Source organism: Pseudoduganella sp. GW821-FHT05F09, from assembly GCF_059419605.1.
On the sequence record NZ_JBWKSD010000003.1, the window covers coordinates 770687 to 795635 of the forward strand.

Annotated in this window: 23 protein-coding genes and 1 tRNA gene; 11 read left to right on the forward strand and 13 right to left on the reverse strand. The window is 66.0% G+C overall.

The annotated features are described in order from the left end of the window. The first annotated feature begins 150 nt into the window (after positions 1 to 150). On the forward strand, positions 151 to 366 hold the full coding sequence (locus tag AC07S4_RS13355) for a cold-shock protein (protein ID WP_494987108.1): 216 nt from the start codon (positions 151 to 153) through the stop codon (positions 364 to 366). A 237-nt stretch (positions 367 to 603) separates the two neighbouring features. Here AC07S4_RS13355 and AC07S4_RS13360 read toward each other — a convergent pair whose 3' ends face one another. Continuing rightward, complete coding sequence (locus AC07S4_RS13360; protein WP_494987109.1) at positions 604 to 1986, reverse strand: sensor histidine kinase; 1383 nt, start codon at positions 1984 to 1986, stop codon at positions 604 to 606. Beyond that, positions 1983 to 2639 (reverse strand): response regulator, encoded by a 657-nt coding sequence (locus AC07S4_RS13365; RefSeq protein WP_494987110.1) that lies wholly within the window; start codon positions 2637 to 2639, stop codon positions 1983 to 1985. The genes AC07S4_RS13360 and AC07S4_RS13365 overlap by 4 nt, the downstream gene beginning before the upstream one ends. Before the next feature lie 118 nt (positions 2640 to 2757). Between AC07S4_RS13365 and AC07S4_RS13370 the strand changes: the two genes are divergently transcribed. Further along, on the forward strand, positions 2758 to 3618 hold the full coding sequence (locus tag AC07S4_RS13370) for a hypothetical protein (protein ID WP_494987111.1): 861 nt from the start codon (positions 2758 to 2760) through the stop codon (positions 3616 to 3618). Continuing rightward, positions 3615 to 3965 (forward strand): hypothetical protein, encoded by a 351-nt coding sequence (locus AC07S4_RS13375; RefSeq protein WP_494987112.1) that lies wholly within the window; start codon positions 3615 to 3617, stop codon positions 3963 to 3965. Before AC07S4_RS13370 ends, AC07S4_RS13375 begins: the two co-directional genes overlap by 4 nt. Before the next feature lie 16 nt (positions 3966 to 3981). On the opposite strand, the gene rng is transcribed toward AC07S4_RS13375, so the two are convergent. Next, entirely contained in the window at positions 3982 to 5445 is a 1464-nt protein-coding gene (gene rng, locus AC07S4_RS13380) for a ribonuclease G (protein WP_494987113.1), read from the reverse strand. Between the two features lie 184 nt (positions 5446 to 5629). Between rng and AC07S4_RS13385 the strand changes: the two genes are divergently transcribed. Next, a complete protein-coding gene (locus AC07S4_RS13385; RefSeq protein ID WP_494987114.1) occupies positions 5630 to 6256 on the forward strand; it encodes a hypothetical protein in 627 nt (208 codons plus the stop codon). A 15-nt stretch (positions 6257 to 6271) separates the two neighbouring features. On the opposite strand, the gene AC07S4_RS13390 is transcribed toward AC07S4_RS13385, so the two are convergent. The 8 genes from AC07S4_RS13390 to AC07S4_RS13425 form a co-directional block, all read right to left on the reverse strand. Beyond that, positions 6272 to 6892: a Maf family protein gene (locus tag AC07S4_RS13390; protein ID WP_494987115.1), complete on the reverse strand. Its 621-nt coding sequence runs from the start codon at positions 6890 to 6892 to the stop codon at positions 6272 to 6274. A 20-nt stretch (positions 6893 to 6912) separates the two neighbouring features. After that, entirely contained in the window at positions 6913 to 7383 is a 471-nt protein-coding gene (gene rlmH / locus AC07S4_RS13395; RefSeq protein ID WP_161074074.1) for a 23S rRNA (pseudouridine(1915)-N(3))-methyltransferase RlmH, read from the reverse strand. 13 nt (positions 7384 to 7396) lie between these two features. Then, positions 7397 to 8128 (reverse strand): ribosome silencing factor, encoded by a 732-nt coding sequence (gene rsfS, locus AC07S4_RS13400; protein ID WP_494987116.1) that lies wholly within the window; start codon positions 8126 to 8128, stop codon positions 7397 to 7399. After that, positions 8128 to 8790, reverse strand: a complete 663-nt coding sequence (locus AC07S4_RS13405; protein ID WP_161074076.1) for a nicotinate-nucleotide adenylyltransferase — start codon at positions 8788 to 8790, stop codon at positions 8128 to 8130. Before AC07S4_RS13405 ends, rsfS begins: the two co-directional genes overlap by 1 nt. 20 nt (positions 8791 to 8810) lie before the next feature. Continuing rightward, positions 8811 to 9722: an oxygen-dependent coproporphyrinogen oxidase gene (gene hemF, locus AC07S4_RS13410; protein WP_494987117.1), complete on the reverse strand. Its 912-nt coding sequence runs from the start codon at positions 9720 to 9722 to the stop codon at positions 8811 to 8813. 112 nt (positions 9723 to 9834) lie between these two features. Then, complete coding sequence (purD, locus tag AC07S4_RS13415) at positions 9835 to 11103, reverse strand: phosphoribosylamine--glycine ligase (RefSeq protein WP_494987118.1); 1269 nt, start codon at positions 11101 to 11103, stop codon at positions 9835 to 9837. 67 nt (positions 11104 to 11170) lie between these two features. Continuing rightward, positions 11171 to 11896, reverse strand: coding sequence for a YebC/PmpR family DNA-binding transcriptional regulator (locus tag AC07S4_RS13420; protein WP_494987119.1), 726 nt, complete (start codon positions 11894 to 11896; stop codon positions 11171 to 11173). A gap of 159 nt (positions 11897 to 12055) precedes the next feature. Then, positions 12056 to 14506 (reverse strand): DUF4214 domain-containing protein, encoded by a 2451-nt coding sequence (locus tag AC07S4_RS13425; RefSeq protein ID WP_494987120.1) that lies wholly within the window; start codon positions 14504 to 14506, stop codon positions 12056 to 12058. Between the two features lie 103 nt (positions 14507 to 14609). On the opposite strand from AC07S4_RS13425, the gene AC07S4_RS13430 reads away from it, so the two are divergent. The 4 genes from AC07S4_RS13430 to AC07S4_RS13445 are packed head-to-tail and all read left to right on the forward strand — an operon-like array spanning position 14610 to position 17064. After that, a complete protein-coding gene (locus tag AC07S4_RS13430; protein WP_494987121.1) occupies positions 14610 to 15527 on the forward strand; it encodes a DMT family transporter in 918 nt (305 codons plus the stop codon). 38 nt (positions 15528 to 15565) lie between these two features. Continuing rightward, positions 15566 to 15946, forward strand: a complete 381-nt coding sequence (locus AC07S4_RS13435) for a methylglyoxal synthase (RefSeq protein ID WP_161074082.1) — start codon at positions 15566 to 15568, stop codon at positions 15944 to 15946. A 9-nt stretch (positions 15947 to 15955) separates the two neighbouring features. After that, a complete protein-coding gene (locus AC07S4_RS13440; protein ID WP_494987122.1) occupies positions 15956 to 16930 on the forward strand; it encodes a quinone oxidoreductase family protein in 975 nt (324 codons plus the stop codon). Between the two features lie 5 nt (positions 16931 to 16935). Next, entirely contained in the window at positions 16936 to 17064 is a 129-nt protein-coding gene (locus tag AC07S4_RS13445; RefSeq protein WP_494987123.1) for a hypothetical protein, read from the forward strand. 43 nt (positions 17065 to 17107) lie between these two features. Here AC07S4_RS13445 and AC07S4_RS13450 read toward each other — a convergent pair whose 3' ends face one another. Together AC07S4_RS13450 and AC07S4_RS13455 are read right to left on the reverse strand one after the other, a co-directional pair. After that, on the reverse strand, positions 17108 to 19867 hold the full coding sequence (locus AC07S4_RS13450) for a M16 family metallopeptidase (RefSeq protein ID WP_494987124.1): 2760 nt from the start codon (positions 19865 to 19867) through the stop codon (positions 17108 to 17110). A 129-nt stretch (positions 19868 to 19996) separates the two neighbouring features. Then, positions 19997 to 20638 (reverse strand): DUF4136 domain-containing protein, encoded by a 642-nt coding sequence (locus AC07S4_RS13455; RefSeq protein WP_494987125.1) that lies wholly within the window; start codon positions 20636 to 20638, stop codon positions 19997 to 19999. Positions 20639 to 20800: 162 nt separating this feature from the next. On the opposite strand from AC07S4_RS13455, the gene pepN reads away from it, so the two are divergent. The 3 genes from pepN (at position 20801) to AC07S4_RS13470 (ending at position 24678) form a co-directional block, all read left to right on the forward strand. Next, positions 20801 to 23458, forward strand: coding sequence for an aminopeptidase N (gene pepN / locus AC07S4_RS13460; RefSeq protein WP_494987126.1), 2658 nt, complete (start codon positions 20801 to 20803; stop codon positions 23456 to 23458). Between the two features lie 29 nt (positions 23459 to 23487). Further along, positions 23488 to 24489 carry a class 1 fructose-bisphosphatase gene (locus tag AC07S4_RS13465; RefSeq protein ID WP_494987127.1) on the forward strand — a complete coding sequence of 334 codons (1002 nt, stop codon included), beginning with the start codon at positions 23488 to 23490 and terminating at the stop codon, positions 24487 to 24489. A gap of 113 nt (positions 24490 to 24602) precedes the next feature. Further along, positions 24603 to 24678 (forward strand) — tRNA-Thr (locus AC07S4_RS13470). Positions 24679 to 24949: the final 271 nt, after the last annotated feature.

Sequence of the window (24949 nt, forward strand, 5' to 3'; positions counted from 1 at the left end):
ATCTCGTACTTGCATCAAGTCGTAATCTTGTTGGTCCCAATTCCGCATGGCTGTTATCCCAGGTCGTTCAGTTTTTCCTTCGGTTTTAATTCTTGGTTTCAAGTGCCCTTACGGCAAAGTTGCCTATTGTTTTAACTAAAGGAATACATCATGAGTACTCAGCAAACCGGTATCGTTAAATGGTTCAACGACGCTAAAGGCTTCGGCTTCATCACGCCGGACGCAGGCGGCGCGGACCTGTTCGCCCACTTCGGCGACATCCAGTCGACCGGCTTCAAGAGCCTGTCCGAAAACCAGCGCGTCTCGTTTGAGCGCAGCGTTGGTCCTAAAGGCGAAAAGGCCGGCAACATCCAGGTTCTGTCCTGATTGTTGCTACGCGGTCCCGCTCCAACCGGCTTTGGACACCTGGCAGATAGCCAGAACCCGGAGAAAATGGTTTAGCGGGACAGTGGCTCGTATCAACCGCCGGCACCGCGCAGATAGCGCGGGCGGGCGGTGGCGATGACACCTGGCAGATAGCCAGGGTGATCGCCGGGCCATGCGTCAAAGTGAATGGAAAAGCCCGCTGCGTGCGGGCCTTTTTTCGTCTGTCTCCCAGACCAGCTAAGGCAGCTCGACGGCGAAGCGGCAGCCGCCGGAGTGCGGCGCCTTGTCCAGTTCGACGGCGCCGCGCAGCCGCATGGCCGCTTGCCGCACGATGGCCAGGCCTAGTCCCGAGCCCGGCGCATGCTGTCCGGCGCGGCGATAGAAGCGCTCGAACACCAGCGCCCTTTCCGCGTCCGGGATGCCGGGGCCGTTGTCCGTGACGGTCAGCAGCAGCGCGCCGGACGCGCCGTGCGCGCGGCGCAGCTCAACCAGCACATGCCCGCCTTCCTGCACATAGCGCACCGCGTTGTGCAGCAGATTCTGCAGGATGGACAGGAAGGCGTGCCGGTCCAGCGCATGCATCAGCGTGTCCGGCGCTTCCAGCGCCAGTTCAATGCCGCGCCCGATGGCCAGCGGCGCCACGTCGGCGATGGCTTGCTGCGCCAGCTGGGCGGCGTCCAGCATGGCCAGCGGTGGACGCTGTTCCGGCCCGCCCTCGAGCGTGGCCATGTCGAGCATCTGCTGCACCAGGTGGGAAGCGCGCGCAATGGCCTGGTCCAGCAGACGCTCCGCCTCCGCGCGCTGGGCGGCGTCCGGCGCGAGCGCCAGCACGTGCGCCTGCGCGGAGATCACCGCCATCGGCGTGCGCAGCTCGTGCGCGGCGTCGTGCACGAAGCTGGCCTCGCGCGCCAGCTTGCTGCGCAGCTGGGCCAGCAGCTGGTCCAGCGCTGCGGCGAGCGGCTTGAGTTCCTCGTATTCGGGGGCGGCATTGAGCGCAGCCAGATCGCCTGCGCCCTTGCTCGCGATCTGGCGCGACAGCTGCCGCAGCGGCCGCAGGCCGCTGCGCACCGCAAGCCACAGCGGCAGCAGCACCAGCGGCAGCGCGATCAGCATCTGGCCCGCCAGTTCCGCGCCCATGCGCTGCAGTATCCACACCCGGTTGACGACAGGCGCGGCCACGCGCAAAGTGCGGCCGCCGGCCTGCTGCTGGTAGAGCCGGAAGGGCTGGCCGTTCACCACGGTGCTGCTCAGCTGCTGCGGCGCGGCGGCGAGCTGCGCGCCAGCGCTTTCCGGCGACAGGTACAAGGGTTGGGCGCCGGCGCCGTACAGCTGCATCAGCACGGCGCCCGGCACGCCCTGCGCGCGGTAGCTGTCGTTGACCAGGTCGGAGGTGGCGGCGGTGACGGCGCGCGCCTCGCCGTCGCTGCCGGCCGCCGCCAGCGCGGCGCCGAGGCGCTGGCCCAGCACGAGCAGGCGGCGGTCGAATTCGGCGCTGTCGGTTTCGGCGGAAAACTGCTGCGCCAGCAGCACCATCCACACCAGGCAGAACGCCGCCAGCAAGGCGAGCATGACGCGCCGAACCAGGGTGCGGCGGCCGTAAAACGGAAAGGGCAAGCTCATGCCGCCAGCATATAGCCGACACCGCGCACGGTGCGGATGCGCTGGGCGCCTATCTTGCGCCGCAGGTTGGAGATGTGCACTTCGATGGCGCCGAAGTCCAGCGCCTCGCCCAGCGGCTCGAGGCGCTGCGCCAGCACGCCTTTAGGTATCACCACGCCGGGCTCGCGCGCTAGTTCCAGCACCAGCTGGAATTCGCGCAGCGACAGATGCAGGTCGGCGTCCGCCAGCCTGGCCCGGTAGCGTTTCGGCTCCAGCTGCAGCTCGCCCACCGTCCAGACGTCGCTGGCTTGCTGCGCGTAGCGCCGCAGCACGGCGCGCAGCCGCGAGACCAGTTCGGCCGTCGCAAACGGCTTGACGAGGAAGTCGTCGGCGCCGCTGTCCAGGCCCGCCAGCCGGTCCGCCAGCGCGGACTGCGCCGTGATGATAATGACCGGCACCAGGCTGCCCTGGCGCCGCCAGCGGCGCAGCAGCTCCAGGCCGGCGCCGTCCGGCAGCGTCAGGTCGAGCAGCACGCAGTCCCAGTCCGCTCCGGCAAAACCGCGCGGCGCGTCGGCTGCGCGGCGCAGCCATTCGCTGCTGATGCCATCCAGCTTCAAGGCCTGCTGCAGCGCCGCGCCCAGCGCGAGATCGTCTTCTATGATGAGGATATGCATGCCGAAAGTATAACTGCTGAACCTTAAGCTTTGCCCAAGCTTGGCCGGCATAGAATGCGTTATCAATTGCACAGGCAAAGGGCCGGACATGACAGCTGAACCAGGCAGGCGGCGGTACGTGGGGTACATGGGGAACGCGGGGCGCTGGGGCGTATGCGGTGCGCTGGCGCTGCTGGCGCTGCTGGCGGCGCTGCATCCGGCCCGCGCGGCGCAGGATGCGGCCATGCCCAGCGTGACGGTGCCCGGCGCCAGCCCGGACCGGGACGAGAAGTCCTACCGCGACATGCTGGCGGGCGTGGACGTATTTGAAAAAAACCGCCCGCTGGCGCCCGCCGCCGTCCTGCGCTTCAAGGTGCTGCCGCGCCGGGCCGGCGTCGCCATGGAAGGGCTGGCGCTGCAGATCGCCGGTGCGCGCGGCAGGATCGCGGTGCCGTTGGCGGCCGACCAGACTTTCGTATTGCCGCGCGACGCGGACGCCGCCGGCGGCGACGCCATGGTGCGTTTCAACCGGCAGGCCAAAAGCCTGGCCTGGCGGGCCGACGTGCGCAGTCCGGGCCTGCCGCCCAACACGCGCCGCCTGGGCGACCTGCTGCTCGAATGCAAAGTGGCCATGGCCGGCGACCTGGTGGCCTATGTCCATCATCCCATCAACATGATGGTGGCCAGGCTGCAGGACCCGTGCCGCACGCTGCCCATCAATATGTACTACTTCGCCGACCGGCCCGTGTTCAGTGTCACCCTGCTGGCCGGCGCGCGGCGCAGCGTGATGCCGGCCGCCATGCTGCACGGCGCTGCAGCTCCGATGATGCCGGACTATGAAGACTGGATGCAGCTGCGCGATCGCGTGTACATGGTGAAGTTCAAAGCCCTGTACGAGCAGGGATGGCCGGACGATACCCTGCTGCAGTTCGACTATATGGACGACGAGCAGCCCGCGCAGGCGCAGGAACAGGGGCAGACACAGGAGCGCAGGCAATGAGAAAACAATTCCAGGCCGCGGCATGCTTTGCGCTCGCCGCCATGCTGGCCGGCTGCGCATCGAGCGGCAACGGAACGGTCAGGACGCTGTCGCAGCAAGGCGCTGCGCAGTCCATCGCCGTCGGCAAGTCGACCAAGGCGGATATCAGCGCCGCCTTCGGCGCTGCGGAGGTCAGCCGCTTCGACAACGGCTACGAGCTGTGGCTCTACCAGATCGGCCTGTCGAAAATGGTCGACTCGCTGCCGTATCTGAATCTGGTGCTGAACAGTGCGGACAACAGGAAGGAGCTGTCCATCCTGTTCGACAGGAGTGGCGTCGTCAAGAAGTACCAGCTGCGGGACGAATAGCCCCGGACGGCGGCTGCTACATCAGGATCACGTCGTACTGCTCCTGGTGGTAGGAGTTCTCCACCTGCAGCGAGATCTTCTTGCCGATGAAATCGCCCAGCATGGCCAGGTGCTGGGACTCCTCTTCCAGGAACAGGTCCACCACTTCCTGCGAGGCGAGGATGCGGAATTCGCGCGGGTTGAACTGCTTGGCTTCGCGCAGCAGTTCGCGCAGGATCTCGTAGCAGATGGTGCGCGAGGTCTTGACCTGGCCCTTGCCGGCGCAGGCCGGGCAGGGCTCGCACAGGATATGCGCCAGCGATTCGCGCGTGCGCTTGCGCGTCATCTCCACCAGCCCCAGCGCCGAGAAGCCGCTCACCGACACCTTGGTGCGGTCGCGCGCCAGCGTCTTTTTCAGCTCCAGCAGCACCGCGCTGCGGTGCTCCGCGTTCTCCATGTCGATGAAGTCGAGGATGATGATGCCGCCCAGGTTGCGCAGCCTCAGCTGGCGCGCGATGGCGTGCGCCGCTTCCAGGTTGGTCTTGAAGATGGTGTCGGCGAAGTTGCGCCCGCCCACGAAGCCGCCGGTGTTGACGTCGATGGTGGTCATGGCCTCGGTCTGGTCGACGATCAGGTAGCCGCCGGATTTCAGGTCCACGCGCCGGCCCAGCGCGCGCAGGATCTCCTCCTCCACGCCGTACAGGTCGAACAGCGGCCGCTCGCCGGTGTAGTGCTGCAGGCGCGGCAGCACGCTGGGGGTGTAGGTCTTGCCGAATTCGGTCAGCGCGATGTAGTTCTCGCGCGAGTCCACCTGGATGCTGGCCGTTTCGTCGTGCACGAAGTCGCGCAGCACGCGCTGGGCCAGGCTCAAGTCCTGGTGCAGCAGGCTGGTGGCGGGCAGGGTGCGCGCGCCGTGGGTGATGGCGCCCCAGGTCTTGCGCAGGTAGTCCACGTCGGCCGCCAGGTCGGAGTCCGACGCGTCCTCGGCCTGCGTGCGCACGATGTAGCCGCCCTTTTCCTCGGCCGGCAGCAGCCCTTGCAGGCGCGTGCGCAGCGACTCGCGCTCGCTCTCCTTCTCGATCTTCTGCGACACGCCGATGTGGTTGTCCTGCGGCAGATAGACCAGCATGCGCCCGGCGATCGAGATCTGGGTCGACAGGCGCGCGCCCTTGGTGCCGATCGGGTCCTTGATCACCTGCACCGTCAGCACCTGGCCGTCGAACAGGATCTTCTCGATCGGCGTGGGGGCGGCGTTCTGGCCGTCGTGCGGGCGCGCTTCCCAGATGTCGGCCACGTGCAGGAAGGCGGCCCGCTCCAGGCCGATGTCGATAAAGGCCGACTGCATGCCCGGCAGCACCCGCACCACCTTGCCCGAATAGACGTTGCCCGCCAGGCCGCGCGTGAGCGTGCGCTCGATATGCAGCTCCTGGACCGCGCCCTGGAGTATCAGGGCGACCCGGGTTTCTTGCGGGGTGATGTTGATGAGGATGTCTTCGTTCATGGAGTGTTGCCGCTATTGTGTTGAGAAAAGATCATACACGGCATCGGAGCAACGGCAAACCTGGCGTTTGCCTGGCGCGCCGCCGCCGGGCTTTTCTTTATGTTAATTTTCTGTGATCATGGGCCGCACAGGTCCGGGCCGGCACGGTTGCCGCCGCCCGCCGGCTCATGGAGGCGTCCCCCGCATGGCAGATTTGCGCAAGTTGCTGATCTTCACCGTCTTGCTCCTGGGCAGCGCGGCAGCGCCGTGCGAGCCCACCCGCAACGCGGCGCCGGGCGCATCGCAGCGGCGGCCGCTGGCGCTGGCCGAGTTCAAGGCCGGACAGTGGGACGGGGACGCGAACCGGGCAGCCACCTTCGGCCAGGCGTTTCCGGAGGCCATACAGGTCCAGCCGCACCTGTACAACGCCAACTCCTTCGTGGTGGCGCCCTTGCAGGCGCCGTTGCCCAAGTCGTGGGCCGAGCTGAAGAGCAAGAGCGTGGCCATAGTACGGGGCTACAAGACGCTGGCTTTCAGCACCGGCAGCGCGGCCGTCCGCGAGATCACCAACTCGGAAGATTCCTGCCTGCGCATGGCGCTGGCGGCCCGGGTGGACTATTGCGTGCTGCGCGGCGACGAGGCCGGCAAATGGCCCGGGGAGGAGCAATTCGGCGCCCAGATGCATGCCAGCCGGATCGACCAGGTCCCGGTCTACATCTGGCTGGGGCCGGCCTACGCGGACGAGGCCGGGCGCTTGTCCGAGGCCTTGCGCGGCATGGAGAAAACCGGCGAACTGCGGCGCGTGATGGGCCGCTTCCGGCTGGAGAACTGAGCGCCGCGCCGGCCGTCAGGGCAGCGGCAGTCCGGCCTGGCGCAGCAGCTGCGCCGTTTCGTACAGCGGCAAGCCCATGATGCCCGAATGGCTGCCTTCGATATGCTCGACAAACAGCGAAGCGAGGCCCTGGATGCCGTAGCCGCCGGCCTTGTCGTAAGGCTCCTGCGTGGCGCAATAGGCCTGGATGGAGGTGGGGGAGAGGGTGCCGAAGCGCACCTCGGACACTTGCGTGACCTGCAGCGCGATATTGTGGTGGTGCACGGCGATGGCCGTCATCACCTGGTGGGTGCGGCCGGACAGCTGCTCCAGCATGGCCACCGCCTCGGCGTTGCTGGCCGGCTTGCCCAGGATGGCGCCGTCCACGGTGACCGTGGTGTCGGCCGCCAGCACCGGGCGCGAGACCAGATGGCGGCGCTGCACCAGGTTCCAGGCGAAGGCCGCTTTTTCCGCCGCCACGCGGCCCACGTAGTCGTAGGCCTTTTCGCCGGGCAGCACCTCCTCGGTCACGTCGGCGCCGCGCGGGCCGTCGCTGCGCAGCAGCAGCAGCTCGAAATCGACGCCGATCTGGCGCAGCAGTTCGCGCCGCCTCGGGCTTTTAGACGCCAGGTAGATCTTTTTGTCGACCGGTTTCATGATGTTGTGCTTTCATCGTTCTAGACGCGATGATAAGGGTGGTTCTGCGTAATTGTCCACGCCCGATAGAGCTGCTCGGCCAGCATCACGCGCACCATCCCATGGGGCAGCGTCATGCTGGAAATGCGTATCAAGCCTTCGGCGCGCGCTTTCAGGGCCGGGTCCAGCCCGTCGGCGCCGCCGATCAGGAAGGCCGTGTCGCGCCCGTCCTGCTGCCACAGCTCCAGCTGCTGGGACAGGCCCACGCTGGTCAAGTCCTTGCCGCGTTCGTCGAGCGCGATAATGCGCACCGACTTGGGCAGCGCCGCCTCGATGCGCTCGCGTTCGAGCGCCATGGCGGTGGCGGCGGTCTTGCTGCCGGAGCGCTCGACCGGCTTGATTTCCTTGAGCACGATGCGCAGCTCGGGCGGCATGCGCTTCGTGTATTCGGCGTAGCCGGACTCGATCCAGGCCGGCATCTTGTGCCCGACTGCGGCGATAATCAGCTGCACTGCGTCCCCGGCCTTATTCGGCTGCCGCTTTTTTCAGGCGCTTGATCACGGTCTTGGCCGGCGCTTCGGCAGCGGCCTTGAGCTTGTTGGCGACCTTGGCTTTTTCTTCGCGGTTGGCCTTGGTGGAAGCGGTCAGCGACTTGGTGGCGCCCACTTTCACTTTTTTGCCTTCCGGGATGGACGGATCGACAGGCTCGGCTTTCTTGCGCGGCTTTTTCACCACGGCGTCGGTGTCGACCGGCGCGGCTTTCGGCTTGGCCTTGGTCACGCCAGGCTTGCGGGCAGGCACGGCCTTCTTCTCGATGACAGGCTCGGCGGCTTTCTCTTTCTTGCCGGCGGCCAGGTGGCCCGACACTTTCTTCGGCGCGGCGGCTTCGGCGCCTTCGGTGGTGGACTTGCGCTTGGCCGCGCCCAGTTTCACCGGCTTGTCGCCCCAGATCTCTTCCAGGCGGTAGTAAGCGCGGATAGGCGCCTGCATGATGTGGACGATCATGTCGCCCAGGTCGACCAGCACCCATTCACCGGTGTCCTCGCCTTCCATGCCGATCACGTCGCCGCCGGCGGCTTTCACCTTGTCGCGCACCGAGGCGGCCAGCGCTTTGGTCTGGCGGTTCGAGGTGCCGGAGACGATCGCGATGCGGTCGAACAGGCTGGTCAGGTGGGTGGTGTCGAACAGGGCGATTTCCTGGCCTTTAACGTCTTCCAGGGCGTCCACGACCAGGGTTTGCAGTTTTTTAATATCCATTATTCTTTGTAAAGATTATGTTGTTCAATATAGTCTAGCACTACCGGCGGAATAAGTAAGGCTGGCAAAGCCGGCCGCGTTCCGCGTTGTAATGCCGCACGAATACCGGTGGCTGAGATGTCCAGCGCCAGATCGGGCGCCATGCACGTCAGTCCAGACGGCGATTTTCCTATTTGCTCCGGCGCAGCCGCGCGCCGGGCGAATTCTTGCGCCACTGCCGGCGGCAGGGCGTCCAGCCGGAAGCCGGGGCGGGCCGCCACGCACAGGTGGGCCAGCCCGAACAGCGCCTGCCAGTCATGCCAGGTGTCGAGCCGCTGCAGCTGGTCGGCGCCCATCAGGAAAGCGATGGACGCCTGCGGCCCCAGTTCGGCGCGCAGCTCGCGCAGCGTGTCGACCGTGTACGTCGGCTGGCCGCGTTCCAGCTCGCGTCTATCCACCGTCACCGGGAAAGGCTGGCCGGCAAAAGCCAGCGCCACCATCTCGGCGCGCTGGGCCGGCGTGGCCTTCAGCGCCGCCTTCTGCCAGGGCAGGGCGGGCAAGACCACCAGCTCGTCGGCCTGCAGCAAGCGCATGAAATGCGCGCCGAGGGCAACGTGGCCGTTATGGACCGGATCGAATGTGCCTCCCAGCAGGGCGATGCGGCGGGCCGGTGCGGGCTGCATGGCATCGGGCACCGTGTGCACTACGCCAGCCAGTCGCGGTGCGGCAGGAAGTCGGTGTACAGCGCCGCTTCCGGCGAGCCGGGCTCGGGGTGCCAGTCGTAGCGCCATTTCACCACCGGCGGCATCGACATCAGAATGGCTTCGGTGCGCCCGCCCGACTGCAGGCCGAACAGGGTGCCGCGGTCGAACACCAGGTTGAATTCGACGTAGCGGCCGCGCCGGTAGGCCTGGAAGTCGCGTTCGCGTTCACCGTATGGGGTGTCCTTGCGGCGCACCAGCACAGGCAGGTAGGCGTCCAGGAAGGCGTCGCCCACGCTGCGCACCATGGCGAAGCTTTGCTCGAAACCGGCGGCGTTGAAGTCATCGAAGAAGATGCCGCCCACGCCGCGCGCTTCCTTGCGGTGTTTCAGATAAAAATACTCGTCGCACCAGCGCTTGAAGCGCGGATGCAGTTCATCGCCGAACGGCGCCAGCGCCTTGGCGCAGGTCTGGTGGAAATGGCGCGCGTCCTCTTCGAAGCCGTAGTAGGGCGTCAGGTCCATGCCGCCGCCGAACCACCACACCGGCGAACCGTCGGCCGCCGTGGTGCTGAAGAAGCGCACATTCATGTGCACCGTGGGCGCGTAGGGGTTGCGCGGATGCAGCACCAGCGACACCCCGGTCGCCTCCCAGGCGCGGCCGCCCAGTTCCGGGCGGGCCGCCGCGGCGGACGGCGGCAGCGCCGCGCCCATCACGTGCGAAAAATTGCAGCCGCCGCGTTCCAGCACATTGCCCTCTTCCACCAGGCGCGAAATGCCGCCGCCGCCTTCCGGGCGCTCCCACGCGTCGCGCAGGAAAGGCGTGCCGTCCAGCGTCTCCAGCGCCTGCACGATGCGGTTCTGCAGCTCGAGCAGGTAATCCTTGACGGCGGCAGGGGAGGGCGAAGACGACATTCGGCGGCGGGAAAAGAAATTGAAGGACGGGATTGTAACATGGGGTCAGTTCTGTCATCGCGTCATGCACTGGAGCATGACGTGATGACAGAACTGACCCCGGTGGTGGTGCTTAGTGTTTCAGGCCGCGCCAGCCGATGTCGCTGCGGTATTGCATGCCGTCGAAGTGGATCTTGTCGACCGATTCGTAGGCCTGCTTTTGCGCCATCTTGATGCTGTCGCCCAGGCCGACCACGCACAGCACGCGGCCGCCGCTGGTGACCAGCTTGCCGTCCACCTCGGCGGTGCCGGCGTGGAAGGTGACCGATTCCGGCGTCTCGGCCGGAATGCCGTCGATGATGTCGCCCTTGGCCGGGCTGTCCGGGTAGCCGGCGGCGGCCAGCACCACACCCACGGCGGTGCGGCGGTCCCATTCCAGTTCCACCGCGTCCAGCGTGCCGTTGACGGCGTGCTCCATCACCGCCAGCAGGTCGGTCTTCAGGCGCGCCATGATGGGCTGGGTTTCAGGGTCGCCCATGCGGCAGTTGAATTCCAGCGTCTTCGGGTTGCCGGCCGCGTCTATCATCAGGCCGGCGTACAGGAAGCCGGTGAAGGGAATGCCGTCCTTGTGCATGCCCGCGATGGTGGGGTTGATGATTTCGCGCATCACGCGCGCGTGCATGGCCGGGGTGACGATGGGGGCCGGCGAGTACGCGCCCATGCCGCCGGTGTTGGGGCCCTGGTCGGCGTCCTGCAGGCGCTTGTGGTCCTGCGAGGTGGCCAGCGGCAGGATGTTCTTGCCGTCGCACATGACGATGAAGGACGCTTCTTCGCCGGCCAGGAATTCTTCGATCACGATGCGCGCGCCGGCGTCGCCGAAGCGGTTGTCGGCCAGCATGTGGTCGACCGCCTGGTGCGCTTCTTCCAGCGTCAGCGCCACGACCACGCCCTTGCCGGCGGCCAGGCCGTCGGCCTTGATGACGATGGGCGCGCCCTTGGCGTCCACGTAGGCGTGGGCCAGTTTCACGTCCGAGAAGGTCTGGTATTCGGCGGTGGGAATGCCGTGGCGCTGCATGAAGGCCTTGGCGAAGTCCTTCGACGATTCGAGCTGGGCCGCTTCGCGGGTGGGGCCGAACACTTTCAGGCCGCGCGCGCGGAACAGGTTGACGATGCCGCCGGCCAGCGGGGTTTCCGGGCCGACCACGGTCAGCGCGATGTGTTCGTTTTCAACAAAGGCGGCCAGCTCGTGCAGGTCGGTGATGTTGATGTTTTTCAGGCGCGCGTCCAGCGCGGTGCCGCCATTGCCGGGGGCAACGTAGACCATCTGCACGCGTTCCGATTGGGCCAGTTTCCAGGCCAGGGCGTGTTCGCGGCCACCCGAGCCGACTACCAAAATTTTCATAAGACCGTTTCCGAATGTAAAACTGGGAAAGCGGCCCTGCGGCCGCTTGAAATGCTGCAGGCCGCGATCAGTCTTCGATCAGGGCGTTGGAGTAGACTTCCTGCACGTCGTCCAGGTTCTCCAGCGCGTCGAGCAGCTTTTGCATCTTGAGCGCGTCGTCGCCGGTGAACACGGTTTCGGTGGCGGGCTTCATGATGATCTCGGCCACTTCGGCCTTGAAGCCGGCCGCTTCCAGCGCGTCCTTGACGGCGGAGAAGTCGTGCGGGCCGCAGATGACTTCGAAGCCGCCTTCCTCGTCGGCCACCACGTCTTCGGCGCCGGCTTCCAGCGCCGCTTCCATCAGCTTGTCCTCGTCCGCGCCGGGCGCGAACAGGAACTGGCCGCAGTGCTTGAACATGAAGGCCACCGAGCCTTCGGTGCCCATGTTGCCGCCGTATTTGTTGAAGGCGTGGCGTACTTCGGCCACGGTGCGCACGCGGTTGTCGGTCATGCAGTCGACGATGATGGCGGCGCCGCCTATGCCGTAGCCTTCGTAGCGTACTTCCTCGTAGTTGGCGCCGTCTTCGCCGCCGGTGCCGCGCGTGATGGCGCGCTGAACGTTGTCCTTGGGCATATTGGCGTCGGCCGCCTTGTCCACCGCCAGGCGCAGGCGCGGATTGGTGGCGATGTCGCCGCCGCCCATGCGCGCCGCGACCGTGATCTCCTTGATCAGGCGGGTCCAGATTTTGCCGCGTTTCGCGTCCGTTGCGGCCTTTTTATGCTTGATATTGGCCCATTTGCTGTGTCCAGCCATGTTCAATCTTCCTTCGACGGTATGCCAGTGAGGCCGGTATTTTAACATAAGGCCCCTCTGAAAAAACGCGCCGGGGCCGGTGCCGGGTGCGCGGACCATGCAAAATAGTCATCGCCTGTCACCGCCGTGAAATACCATCGCTTGGGACGGCCGGGCCGCTTAGCCGTAAGGCGTGTAGGCGAAGCCGTCGCCTATGGTGACGGCGAGCTGGGCATAGTTTTCTCCGCTGTCGGCGAAGCCCAGCAGCACGTCTTCGCGGGTCACGCCCAGCTTCAGCACGCCGGTCCAGTAGTCGAAGCCGGCCTGTTCGTAAGGGCGGTGCAGCACGTTCTGGTAGAGCTGGGCGACAAAGGTTTCGTTGCTCAGCTTGGCGCCGTAGCGGTCCGCGAATTCCTGGCTGCCGATAAAGCTGGAGGCGATGCCGCGCATGGCCAGGCCCTGGTCAGCCATGGCGATCCAATAGCCCAGGCCCACCAGGTCGGGCTGGCGGTCGAAGGCGGCTTGGTACAGGCGGTACACCAGGCCGCCGGTCTCGCCCGCGCCCACGTCCAGCGCTACCATGGTGTCGCTGAACTTGAGCCGTTCTATGGTGCTCAGGGTATCGACGCCGTCGGCGCCGGTTTTGTCGCCCAGCACCACCGCGCCGTTCTGGCGCTGCACGGTGTAGCTGGCGCGCGCGCCGGCGAAGGTGGCGGTGTCCAGTCCGGCGCCGCCGTCCATCCTGTCGTTGCCCGCGCCGCCGGTCAGCACGTCGTTGCCTGCCGCGCCGGCCAGGCGGTTGTCCAGCGCGTTGCCGCCCAGGCGGTCGTTGCCGGCGCCGCCGAAGCCGTTCTCAATATCGCTGCCGAAGTTGATGGTGACCTGGCCCGCCGCCGTGATGGTGGCGGCCTTGGCGCCGATATGGCTCCAGTAGCCCGCTTCCAGGTAGAGCGTGAGGTCCTGCTTCAGGGCGCTGCCGTCGATGGTGTCGCTGCCGCCGCCGTCCCACACCATGCTGGAGGCGCCCGCGTCGAGCACGTATACCGAGTCGCCCGCGCGCGCCTGCGGCGCCACGCCGTACAGCGCTTGCAGCGCGGCGATGTCGAAGGGGGCGTAGACGTGGTAGCTGTCGCTGCTGGTGCGGTCCTCGGTGTAGCTCATGACGGACACGCTGGTCTTGTCCTCCGCCGCCGGCAGCACGGCGGGCGGCAGGTCGAACGGGTGTTTCAGGCCCAGCGAGTGGCCCAGCTCGTGCAGCAGGATGCGCCACATTTCCTTGCCGTTGTCGGTGCCGGGCGTCTCGGTCCACTTGGTGCTGCCGACCATCAGCACCGACCCGCGCCCGCTGTAGATGCTGGCCGCGTAGCCGCCCGAGGTGGGCTGGCGGTTGTAGCCGAACACGATGCTGTAGGGCGTGTCGGCGGAGGCGGTTTCCACGAAGCGCACATTGAGCAGCGAGCTGGCGTAGGCCATCGCTTGCAGGGCGTAGCTTTTCTGTTCGGCGTTGAAGGGATGGAAGCCGTCCAGGTCGGTTGTGGTGAAGAAGCTGGCCGCAGCCTGGGCGAAGCTGTAGTACACCACGTGCTGCACGGTGTTGGCCGTGGTGAAGGCCGCTTCGTAGGTCAGCGCGTCTATCCAGTAGGGCAGCTTCTGCACGCCGGGCGCCCAGCTCCATTGCTCCACGGCGCTGTTGGTCTTGTACCAGTCGGCGTAGATCACGCCCTTGTCCTGGCCGCTGGTTTCCTGGATGCGGTCGTAGCGGCTGCGGATGAGGTAGGTGTCGTCGCCGCTGCCGCCCAGCAGCAGGTTGGCGCCGGCGCCGCCGTCCAGGGTGTCGTCGCCGTCCTCGCCCCACAGCTCGTCGTCGCCGTCGCCGCCGGAGACGGTGTCCTTGCCGGCGCCGGCGTAGAGCTTGTCGTTGCCGGCGCCGCCGCTCATCACGTCGTCGCCCGCTTCGCCGAAGACTTCATCGTCGCCGTCGCCGCCGGACACGGTGTCGTTGCCGCCGCGCGCGTAGAGCTTGTCGTTGCCGCTGCCGCCGTCGATGACGTCGTTGCCCTCGCTGCCGAAGATGGTGTCCTTGCCGGCGCCGCCGTTCAGGACGTCGCCCAGCAGGTCGGTCAAGAAGGTGCCGGTGGCGCTGTCGTACAGCTGGCCGCTTTGCAGATAGTCGTCGCCGTCGCCGCCGTCGAGCTTGTCGCTGCCGCCGCCGCCGTCCAGGGTGTCGTTGCCGGCGCCGCCGTAGACGGTGTCATTGCCGCCGTAGGCATACAGCTTGTCGTTGCCGGCACCGCCGTCCAGCATGTCGTTGCCGGCGCCGCCGTACAGGGTGTTGTCCAGCGCGCCGCCCAGCAGGAAGTCGCCGCCGCTGCCGGCCTGGACCGAGCCGGAGGCGGTGTACAGCAGACGGCCGCCGCCGGACAGCGTGACTTTCAGCAGCTCCAGCTGCAGCGTCGCGCCGCCCGGTCCCAGCAGCGTGAGGGCGCCCAGCGCGGCGGCGTCCAGCACCAGGGCGCCGTTCAGCGTCTGCGCCCGCAGCGCGCTGGCGGCGATGCCGCTGGCGTCTATGCTGTCGCCCGCGGCGAAGGTGATGGTCTTGGTTTCGCCGGGCTGCCAGGTATGGATGGTCATTGCGCTGTAGAAATAATTCCTCGAGGATACACGTTACCATATTGCTAATTCGCCGTCCAGCGCAGGCTCAGCGCCAGAGTTTGTTTGGCCTTACAATCCACGGATGACAAATTTGCCTGCATCACCGCTCACCTCGCAGCTCTCCCGTCCGCAGTACCTTGGCGGACTCGCCATTGCCGTAGGCGGCGCGGTGCTGTTTTCCACCAAGGCCGTGGTGGCCAAGCTGCTCTACCGCTACCATATCGACGCCGTCACCCTGATCGCCTTCCGCATGATCTTCTCGCTGCCGGTGTTCGCCGCCGTGGCGCTGTGGAAGATGCGCACCGAAGCGCCGCTGAGCCCGGCGGACCGCTGGCGCCTGGTCGGCCTGGGGCTGATCGGCTACTACCTGTCCAGCTTCCTCGACTTCCTCGGCCTGCAGTACATCTCGGTGGGCCTGGAGCGCCTGATCCTGTTCCTCACGCCGACCTTCGTGCTGATTATTTCCACCCTGTTCCTCAAGCAGCACATCAGCCGCAAGCAGTGGCTGGCGCTGGCCTTGTCCTATGCCGGCATCGTGCTGGTGTTCCTGCACGACCTGAAGGGCGGCGGGCCGGACATCGGCCTGGGCTCGCTGCTGGTGCTGGGCTCGGCTAGCTCCTATGCGCTCTACCTGCTGTTCTCCGGCGAGATGGTCAAGCGCCTGGGCTCGCTGCGCCTGGTGGCCTACGCCATGTGCGTGTCCAGCGTGGCCTGCATCGCCCAGTTCTTCATCCTGCGCCCGGCCGCGCTGCTGATCCAGCCCATGCCGGTGTACTGGCTGTCGCTGGCCAACGGCATTTTCTGCACCGTGCTGCCGGTGTTCATGACCATGATCGCGGTGCAGCGCATCGGTGCGGGCACGGCCTCGCAGGCCGGCATGATAGGCCCGGTTTCCACCCTGTTCCTCGGCGCGCTGATACTGGGCGAGCCGGTCACCGACTGGCAGCTGGGCGGCACCGCGCTGGTGCTGGCCGGCATATATTTGCTGTCGAAGAAGTAGCCTCGAAATTGCCCTCCAACCCAACGATGGATGCCCTTATGAAGCCCCGCATTGCCCTGATCGCGCACGACAAGAAAAAAGACGACATGATTAAGCTGGCCGCCGAATACCTCGGCTTCCTGCAGACCTGCACGCTGACGGCGACCGGCACCACCGGCGGCCGCCTGGCCAACGAGCTGGGGCTGGCGGTGGACCGCAAGCACTCCGGCCCCTTCGGCGGCGACCTGCAGATCGGCTCCATGCTGGTGGAGGGCGGCATCGACGCGGTGATCTTCCTGCGCGACCCAATGACCCCGCAGCCGCACGAACCGGACATCAATGCGCTGGTCCGCGCCTGCGACGTGCACAATGTGGCTTGCGCCACCAATTTGTCGACGGCGCACCTGGTACTGTCCCAACTGCAACTGACACAACAGTAAGGAGCCGGCATGAGCAAAGCGATACGCATGACCCGCACTGGCGGGCCGGAAGTGATGGAGTATGTGGACGTGGAGGTGGGCGCGCCCGCTCCCGGCGAGGCGACCGTGCGGCACGAGGCCATCGGCGTCAATTTTATCGATGTGTATTTCCGCACCGGCCTGTATCCGCAGCCGCTGCCGGCCGGCCTGGGCATGGAAGGCGCGGGCGTGGTGGAGGCGGTGGGCGAGGGCGTGACGGAGGTGAAAGTGGGCGACCGCGTGGCCTATGCCGGCAGGCCCAATGGGGCCTACGCGCAGGTGCGCAATATGCCGTCGGCCCAGTTGCTAGTGCTGCCCGACAAGATCGACTTTGAAACCGGCGCGGCCATGATGCTGCAAGGGCTGACGGTGCAGTACCTGCTGCACCGCACCGTGGCCCTGAAGGCGGGCGACACCGTGCTGTTCCACGCGGCGGCCGGCGGCGTGGGCCTGATCGCGTGCCAGTGGGCCAAGGTGCTGGGCGTGAATCTGATCGGCACCGTGGGTTCGGACGAGAAGGCGGCGCTGGCCTTGGAGAATGGCGCGGCGCACGTAATCAACTACAACAAGGAAAACTTCACCGAGCGGGTGCGCGAGATTACCGGCGGGCAGGGCGTGTCGGTGGTCTACGATTCGATCGGCAAGGATACCTTCTATGGATCGCTCGACTGCCTGGCGCCGCTGGGCACCATGGTCAGCTTCGGCAACGCGTCCGGCCCGGTGCCGCCGTTCAGCCTGAGCGAGCTGCAGTCGCGCGGCTCGCTGTTCGTGACGCGGCCCACGCTGATGTCCTACGCGGCCAAGCGCGAGGACCTGGAGGCGATGGCCAAGTCGCTGTTCGGCGTGGTCAGCAGCGGCGCGGTGAAGGTGCCGGTGATGCAGCGCTATAATCTGGCGGACGTGGGACAGGCCCACATCGACCTGGAGTCGCGCAAGACGACGGGCTCCTCCATTTTGCTGCCATGAACGATATGAATCCAGAAGACCACGCCAGCGACGACGACGGCAACCCAAAATTCGGGCGCCTGCTCGCCGTGCTGGTGAGCGCGGTGCTGCTGGTGGTGGCGATTACCTTCGCTTCCGAGGCTTACTTCAGCTGAGCCTGGCGGGTTAAGGCCTGCGGCCTAACCCGCCCTAGGCAGCTTATTTTGCCGCCGGCACGCCGTCGGCGTTGAGCACGCTGACCTCGCCCCAATTGAGCGAGCGCACGCCTGCTTCGATCTTGCGCAGGTCGCCAATCACTATCCACACCACTTCGTCCGGCTTGATGAACTTGGCCGCTGCATTGGCCAACTGCTGTTCGCTGAGCGCGCGGGTGCGGGCGGCGTAGCTGCTCCAGTGGTCGTCCGGCAGGCCCAGGTTCAAGGTGGTCAGGCCCGCGCTTTCCAGCGCCTGGATGGTTTCAAAACGCCCGCTCAGGCGCGACGTCACCGTGCGCATGATGCTGGTGTATTCCTCCCCCGTGATCGGCCGCGCGCCGGCGATGTCCTTGATCTCCTTGGCGATCTCCTGCATCGACTCCTTGGTCTTGTCGGTCTGCACCGGCGCCACCACGAAGAAGGGACGCTGGCCGCGCGTGGCCGCGATCTGGCTGCTGGTGCCGTAGCTCCAGTGCTTGTCCAGGCGCAGGTTGCGGTTCAGGCGCGCGGTGGCCATGCCGCCGAAGTTGGTCATCACCGGCTCCAGCGCCAGGTCTTCCGGCTGGCCCTGCGTCTGCGAGATATGGGCCGCCATGATGGTCGACTGCGGCGCGTCCGGCTTGTCGATCAGGAAGATGCGCTTGCCTTGCGTGACCGGCGCGGTGACCAGCGGCTTGGCCGGGGCCTTGCCCGCCTTCCATTTGCCGAACGAGGCTTCCAGCATGGGCTTGAGCTGCGCCAGCGTGGTGTCGCCTGCGACGACGATGGTGGCGCTGCCCGGCTTGAACCAGTTGGCGTGCCACTTCACCACGTCTTCGCGGGTGATGGCGGCCACGGTCTGCTCGTAGCCGCTCTGCGGGCGGCCGTAGGCGCTGTCCGCGCCGTACAGCACCACCGGCATCACGCGCTGCACCAACGCCGAAGGCTCGGCTTTTTCCTGCGCGATTTCCTGCACGCGGCGCTCCTTGGCCAGCGTGAACTGGTCGGCCGGGAAGGTCGGCGTGAGCGCGGTTTCGGCCATCAGCTGCAGCGACGGCGCCAGGTTGGCGGTGGTCGCTTGCAGGCGGGTGATGGACTGGTCCTGCGTGGTGCTGCTGCGCAGGCGGCTGCCCAGCGAGTCCAGCGCTTCCGACAGCTGGAAGGTGTTGTGCTTGGCCGTGCCCTTGTCCAGCAGCTCCATGGTGAGCGAGGCCAGGCCGGCTTTGTCTTTGCTGTCCGAGGCGGCGCCGGCGTCGATGGCCAGCGCCACGCTGACGATGGGCGCGGAGTGGCGTTCCAGCAGCATCACGTTCACGCCGTTGGACAGCGTGGTGCGTTCGATGGCGGGGAATTTCACGTCCGGCGCCTCGCCCAGCGCGGGCAGCAGCTTGCGGTTCAGCGTGGACTTGGCGGCGGCCAGCTTGCCGAAAGGCTTGACCGTCATGGTGTAGTGGTTGGCGCGCAGCCACTGGTTGGCGGTGGCCTTGATTTCGGCCGGGGTGGCCTTGGTCATCACGTCCAGCTGGGCCATGTGGGCGTCCGGCGTGCCGCCGTAGGTCTGGTTCTCGGCCAGCTGGTTGGCGCGGCTGCCGATGCGCTCCATCTCGCGCGACAGGGAGGCCAGCTTGATGGTGCGCACGCGCGCCAGTTCTTCGGCGGTCGGGCCTTTTTCAAGCAGCTCTTTCACCGCCGCGTCGATGTCGCGTTCCACTTCGGCCTGGTCGGCGCCCGGCTTGAGCGTGGCCACGATCTGGAAGGTGCCGGCGATCTCGCCGCCGCGCGCGAAGGCGCTCACGCCGGTGGCCGTGCCCTTGTCGTACACCAGGCGCTTGACCAGGCGCGAGCTCTTGCCGCTGGCCAGCACGTCGGCCAGCAGGTCCAGGTGCTGCTGCTGCGGGTCTTTCCAGGCCGGCGCGTGCCAGGCGCGGTAGATGCGCACTTGCGGCACCTGGTCTTCCATCTCGTCGCGGATGTTGCGGTCCAGCGCGGGGATCCAGGTCTCGGTGCGCGGCAGCGCCGGGCCGGGCGCGATGCCGTCGAAGTACTTCTTCACCAGCTCCAGCGCGCGCTCGGGCGTGATGTCGCCGGCCAGCGAGATGACGGCGTTGTTCGGGCCGTAGTAGGTCTTGTACCATTCCTTGATGTCGTCCAGCGAGGCGGCGTTCAGGTCGTCCATGCTGCCGATGGTGGTCCAGGAATACGGGTGGGAATAGGGGTACATCTTGGCCGGCTGCTCAACGCGCACGCGGCCGTAGGGCTGGTTCTCGCCCTGGCGCTTTTCGTTCTGCACCACGCCGCGCTCGCGCTCCAGCATTTCCTTGGAAATGTAGTTGGCCAGGAAGCCCATGCGGTCCGCCTCCAGGTACAGCGTGCGCTCCAGCGCGGACACCGGCACGTCCTCGAAGAAGTTGGTGCGGTCGGTGTTGGTGGTGCCGTTGCGGTTGCTGGCGCCCAGGTCGTCCATCGCCTCGCGGAAGCCGTGCGGGTAGTTTTCGGAGCCGTTGAAGAAGAAGTGCTCGAACAGGTGGGCAAAGCCGGTCTTGCCGCGCTTCTCGTTGCGCGAACCCACGTGGTACCACATGTTGACGGCCACCACGGGCACGTTGTGGTCTTCATGCACGATCAAGGTGAGGCCGTTCTGCAGCACGAACTTCTTGTAGTTCAGGGCGTAGGGCTTGAGGTCGATGGCTGGCGCGGCCTTGGCCGGCTTGGCCGTTTCCGCTGCAGTGGAAGGGAGGGTCTGCGCAAAGCAGAGCGCAAGCGCGAGCGCCAGTTTGGTCTTCATCGTTCACCTGTTGTAGTTTTGAATAAAAAGATGCGCGAGCGGGGTTGCCGTCGCGCATGCTGTCTTTATTCTAACAAGGTGTCCTGCGGCAGCGTGCAGAGAATTGTAGCTGCCTGATACAAATGCTTTTTACTTCAGTTCCAGCTCCACTTGCCGCACCTGGCCGTTTTGCGCCGGGAAGCCGGTGAAGGCGCTTTGCACCAGCGCCGGCATGATTTGCGGCGTGGACTGCTTGCGGCTGGTGTTCTGCACCGTCACGTCATACAGCTTCTGGCCGGAGGTGCTGTTGATGGCCACGCGCAGCTGGCGCTCGTAGCTGTGGCGTATGGTTTCGCGCAGCGTGCTCGGGCCGTAGAAGAAGGGGTCGTAGAACGGGCTGTAGCCGCCCCAGCGCGAATAGTACGGGCGGTAGAAGCCGCGGCCGTAGTAGTAGCTGCTGGTGAGGTAGGGGCCGGTCCAGAACGGGTCATACGCTTCCAGCACGCGCACCGGGCGGTCTATGGTGCTGACGAAGACGCCCACTTTCAGCTTGGCGCTGTTGCCGTCGGCGGCAGGGGTGAAGCCCAGCTTGGCCAGCTCCTGGCCCACCATGGCCTGGTAGGTGCGCAGTTCCAGCGTGTCGTCCGCGCTGCGCGGCTGGTCGAAGACATAGGATTTTTCCGGCAGGCTGGCGGGCCAGGCCTGGAAGGTGGTGACGTCGCTACGGATGGTGGTGGCGCAACCGCTCAGCAGCAAACTGGCCGCGGCCACCAGAATGGCTAGTGATTTCATGATATTGCTCTCCTGCAATAATAACAAAACAGTTGTGGCTTGATACAGTGTACGGCGGCAGCGAAAGTTGCGCTTAACTATTACAGAATGTTACGCGGCCGCGCTCTCCCGTGGCCGGTGTTGGTAGAATAGCTCTTTCCCTAGGTCCCGATCGAATACCCCATGCGCACTGACAGCCCACAGACGATCTTCCGTAAAGACTACACCCCTCCCAGCTACCTGGTCCACACGGTGGAACTGGGCTTCGACCTGGACCCGGCCCGCACCATCGTGGCCAACCGGGTTACGCTGAGCCGCAACCCGGCCAGCAAGAGCAAGGACCTTGTGCTGCATGGCGAGGAGATCGAGCTGGTGGCGCTGCGCATGAACGGCAAGACCCTGCAGCCGGGCCAGTACCGGCTGGACAGCCATACGCTGACCATCCCGAAAGCCCCCGCCGAGGTGACGCTGGAAATCGAGACCCTGTGCGCGCCCGAGCTGAACACCACGCTGTCCGGCCTGTATGTCTCCAACGGCAGCTTCTACACCCAGTGCGAGGCCGAAGGCTTCCGCCGCATCACCTACTTCCCGGACCGCCCGGACGTGATGGCCAAGTACACCGTCATGCTGCGCGCCGACAAGCAGCGCTATCCGGTGCTGCTGTCGAACGGCAACCTGCTGGAGCAGGGCGACCTGGACGGCGGCCGCCACTACGCCAAGTGGGAAGACCCGTTCAAGAAGCCGTCCTACCTGTTCGCGCTGGTGGCCGCGCGCCTGGTGTGCCAGGAGGAGACCTACACGCTCAAGTCCGGCCGCGAAGTGCTGCTGCAGGTGTGGGTGGAAGAGGGCAACCTGGACAAGACCGACTACGCCATGCAGTCGCTGAAAAACTCCATCCGCTGGGACGAGGAGCGCTTCGGCCTGGAGCTGGACCTGGACCGCTTCATGATCGTCGCCGTGGGCGACTTCAACATGGGCGCCATGGAGAACAAGGGCCTGAACATCTTCAACACCAAGTTCGTGCTGGCCAACCCGCGCGTGGCGACCGACATCGACTACGCCGGCATTGAAGCGGTGGTGGGCCACGAGTACTTCCACAACTGGACCGGCAACCGCGTGACCTGCCGCGACTGGTTCCAGCTGTCGCTCAAGGAAGGCCTGACCGTGTTCCGCGACCAGGAGTTTTCCGCCGACATGATAGGCACGGCCAGCGGCCGCGCCGTCACCCGCATCGACCAGGTGCGCACCCTGCGCCAGGCCCAGTTCCCCGAGGACGCCGGCCCGATGGCGCACCCGGTGCGGCCCGACTCCTTCGTCGAAATCAACAACTTCTACACCGTCACCGTGTACGAAAAAGGCGCCGAAGTGGTGCGCATGTACCAGACCCTGCTGGGCCGCGAAGGCTTCCGCAAGGGCATGGACCTGTACTTCCAGCGCCATGACGAGCAGGCCGTGCAGTGCGACGACTTCCGCGCCGCCATGGCCGACGCCAACGGCCGTGACCTGGCCCAGTTCGAGCGCTGGTACAGCCAGGCCGGCACCCCCGTCGTGACCGCCAGCACGCGCTACGACGCCGCCGCGCAGACCTACGACATCACGCTGAGCCAGCGCTGCCCGGACACGCCCGGCCAGACCGGCAAGCTGCCCTTCCACATTCCCGTGGCCGTGGGCCTGCTGGGCGCGGACGGCAATGACATGGCGCTGGCGCTGGACGGCGAAATGGTGGGCGCCAAGGAGGGCGGAACGACGGCCGTGCTGGAGCTGAAGGAAGCCGAACAGACCTTCCGCTTCACCGGCGTGCGCGAGCAGCCGGTGCCGTCCATCCTGCGCGACTTCTCCGCGCCGGTAGTGCTGGAATACCCGTACACCGACGCCGAGCTGCTGCACCTGTTCCGCTACGACAGCGACGCAGTGAACCGCTGGGAAGCCGGCCAGCGCCTGGCCATGGCCCGCCTGCTCAAGCTCACCGCCGCCGTCGTGCAAGGCGCCACGCTGACGCTGGACGACACCTTCATCGCCGCGCAGCGCGCCGTGCTGGTGGACGAAACGCTGGACGCGGCCTTCCGCGAGCTGGCGCTGGTGCTGCCGTCCGAAACCATCATCGCCGAGCAGATGGAAGTGGTGGACCCGCACGCCATCCACGCCGCGCGCCAGTTCATGCGCCGCACCATCGCGCGCGAGCTCGCGCCCGAGCTGCTGGCGCAATACCAGGCCAACCAGACCCCCGGCCCCTACAGCCCGGACGCCCAGTCGGCCGGCAAGCGCGGCTTGAAAAACCTGGCGCTGGCCTACCTGCTGATCGACCCGGGCAGCGCGGAGCTGAAGCTGGCGCAGCGCCAGTTCGAGCAGGCCACCAATATGACCGACCGCGCCGCCGCGCTGTCCGCGCTGATACACAGCGGCGAAGACGTGCGCGCGTCCCTGCAAAGCTTCTACGACGACTTCGCCGGCGAAGCGCTGGTGGTGGACAAGTGGTTCGCCATGCAGGGCGCCGCGCCCAACACCAACGTGGCGGCCGTGCGCAAGCTGATGCAGCACCCGGCCTTCACCCTGAAGAACCCGAACCGCGCGCGCAGCCTGCTGTTCAGCTTCTGCAACGCCAACCCCTCGCAGTTCCATGCGGCCGACGGCAGCGCCTACGAATTCTGGGCCGAGCACGTGATCGCGCTGGACGCGCTGAACCCGCAGGTGGCGGCGCGCCTGGCGCGCAGCATGGACCGCTGGCGCCGCTACGCGCCCGCGCTGCAGGATCAGATGCGCGCCGCGCTGGAGCGCGTGGCGCGCGCCGCGCCGCTGTCGAACGACGTGATGGAAGTCGTCAGCAAAGCCCTGGCCAACTAATTCAATATCTGTAAAACCAAAGGAAAACAATGAAACGCATCAGCCTGACCCAGTACCTGGTCGAAGAACAGCGCCTCCACAACACCATCCCGGCCGAACTGCGCCTGCTGATCGAAGTGGTGGCGCGCTCCTGCAAAACCATTTCGCACAGCGTAGGCAAGGGCGCGCTGGGCGACGTGCTGGGCGCGCTCGAGACCGAGAACGTGCAGGGCGAAGTGCAGAAGAAGCTGGACGTCATCTCGAACGAAATCCTGCTGGAAGCGAACGAATGGGGCGGCCACCTGGCGGCCATGGCGTCGGAAGAAATGGAAACCATCCACCCGATTCCCAACCGCTACCCGATGGGCGAATACCTGCTGGTGTTCGACCCGCTGGACGGCTCCTCCAACATCGACGTGAACGTCTCCATCGGCACCATCTTCTCCGTGCTGAAAGCGCCGGACGGCATGGTCACGCCGTCCGAGCAGGACTTCCTGCAGCCGGGCGCGCAGCAGGTGGCGGCGGGCTACGCGGTGTACGGCCCGCAAACCCAGCTGGTGCTGACCACCGGCCACGGCGTGAACTGCTTCACGCTGGACCGCGAGATGGGCTCCTGGGTGCTGACCCAGCGCGGCATGCAGATCCCGGCCGCGACCAAGGAATTCGCCATCAACATGTCCAACGCGCGCCACTGGCACGCGCCGGTCACGCGCTACGTGAACGAACTGCTGGCCGGCGACACCGGCCCGCGCGGCAAGAACTTCAATATGCGCTGGATCGCCTCCATGGTGGCGGACGTGCACCGCATCCTGAACCGCGGCGGCGTGTTCATGTACCCGGCCGACACCCGCGACACCTCCATGCCCGGCAAGCTGCGCCTGATGTATGAAGCGAACCCGATGGCCTTCATCGTGGAGCAGGCCGGCGGCGCGGCCACCGACGGCAAGCAGCGCATCATGGACATCCAGCCGCACAAGCTGCACCAGCGCGTGCCGGTGTTCCTGGGCTCGCGCGAAGAGGTGGCGGTGGTGACCGGCTACCACGCTGAATGATATTTTGACAATGTGCTTAAAAAGCACTAGCGCGTTCCTACAGTTTATTGTTAGAATGCGAGCCTCCTTGCTGTAGCTGCTTACGCACCGCTACAGCTAAAAGGTACAGTTTCGCCGCTGTAGCTCAGTTGGTAGAGCAGCGCATTCGTAATGCGAAGGTCGCCAGTTCGATTCCGGCCAGCGGCACCAGAAAGTAGTAAAAAGATCAAAGGGTTACAGGCTTCGGCATGTAACCCTTTTTTTGTTTTCGACACTGCTTTAATTTCATGTAACCGCTGTGTAACCCGAGTGGATCAACGCTACTCTATGCTTGTCGCTAAGTAGTCAGCGGGTTTGCTTTTCGGGCGTGCAGTCCCAAGAACAAATGCAACTGGTCCGATAGTCTGAACCGGCCCGGAAATCTGGGAGGCTCCAATCTTTGAGAGAATGGAGCCATGAACAAGAAATCGACACGATATTC